Origin of the sequence: Methylobacterium sp. WL103, from assembly GCF_008039885.1 — a bacterium.
In the GTDB taxonomy this organism is placed as follows: Bacteria; Pseudomonadota; Alphaproteobacteria; order Rhizobiales; family Beijerinckiaceae; genus Methylobacterium; species Methylobacterium cerastii.
The window spans coordinates 1-757 of the sequence record NZ_VRUX01001115.1 but is presented as its reverse complement, the minus strand read 5'-3'; the positions used below and the strand labels follow the sequence as shown (position 1 = coordinate 757).

The following is a 757-nucleotide window of genomic DNA, read 5'->3' as shown; positions in this document are numbered from 1 at the left end:
GTGGTCCGCGGCGGCCCGCGTCGGCGGCGGGCTTGGCGCGCCACGGTGTCGCCCAGGATGGCGGCGACAACGAGAACGCGCCGCGGGCGCGCCTGGGCAGATCGGACAGGGCCACGTTCGCGCCGGGTGCATCGGGTGGGGCTAAGAAGCTCGGGACGCGTCGCCGAGGCGGACGCGCCGGAGGTCGGAGGAAGGGTCCAAAAGATGACGGCCAACCCCTATAGCGGTCTACCGGCCGAGCGTTTCTGGCGCAAGGTCGTGACCAACGTCGCCCCGTTCGCGGTCGATCCGCGGCCGCGCGCCCCCTTCGCCATCGGCCAGGGCGACAAGGTCGCCACCGGCGGATCGTGCTTCGCCCAGCGCGTCGCCGAGGCTCTTCGAGCGGAGGGCTTCAACTACTACGTGACGGAGCCCGCCCCCGAGGGCACCGCCCGCGCGGAGGCCGACGCGCGCCAGTTCGGCACCTTCTCGGCCCGCTACGGCAACCTCTACTACACGCGCCAGTTCGTGCAGCTGTTCGACCGCGCCTACGGCCGGTTCGAGCCCGAATTGAAGGCGTGGCTGCGCGAGGACGGCCGCTACGTCGACCCGTTCCGCCCCACCGTCGAGCCCGCGGGCTTCCCCGACGAGGCCGCGGTGGTGGCCGCCCGCGACGCGCATCTGGCCGAGGTGCGCCGCCTGTTCGAGACGCTGGACGTGTTCGTGCTGACGCTGGGCCTCACCGAGGGCTGGCGCTGGCGCGCCGACGGGGCCGCCC

The 757-nt window shown here is 73.6% G+C and carries 1 protein-coding gene; it reads left to right on the top strand.

What is annotated here, in order from left to right:
* Positions 1-204: 204 nt before the first annotated feature.
* Positions 205-757 (top strand): GSCFA domain-containing protein (locus tag FV222_RS28130; protein ID WP_147816416.1); only part of this gene is annotated, 553 nt, incomplete at its 3' end.